The sequence below is a fragment of the Oceanospirillum linum genome (genome assembly GCF_001995095.2).
Lineage (GTDB): Bacteria > Pseudomonadota > Gammaproteobacteria > Pseudomonadales > Halomonadaceae > Oceanospirillum > Oceanospirillum linum.
Window position 1 is genome coordinate 1 of the sequence record NZ_MTSD02000146.1, and the last position, 423, is coordinate 423.

1 protein-coding gene is annotated in these 423 nt (G+C 55.6%); it reads right to left on the reverse strand.

Annotated features, from left to right (window positions below; translation table 11 throughout):
- Positions 1-423 (reverse strand): hypothetical protein (locus BTA35_RS18100; RefSeq protein WP_202931316.1); only part of this gene is annotated, 423 nt, incomplete at both ends.

Here is a 423-nt window from a genome sequence, read left to right on the forward strand (position 1 = left end):
GGCTCAAGATGCACACCAAATGCTTTTTGATATTGGGCAGCGGCCAAAGCCTCGTGGGTGCGCAAATCATTTTTACCGTTGCCAAACAAACGGCTTACCTCTTTTGGATCAGCCTTATCGTTAAAGGTCGTGGTCATCATCGGCGGCGGCTGCATCTTGCCGGCTAAATAAGCCTCGCGCTCGGCCACCATCTTGTCCAGCGCATCAGGGCTGTGGTTTGCGCCAAACATCTTGTCCAGCGCCGCTACTCTATCGCCGTGGTTGTGCGCAAATGTGGGCGTGATGTCGGCCGGCACGCGCACCACCTCGCCCGTGCGCGGGTTGGTAAAATCGATATAGGGCACATCGGGCTTGTCATTTAAGTGGCCTGCCTCATGGTCGGCTTTTTGCTCATCGGTAAAGCGGTCGGGATATTTGGCGATG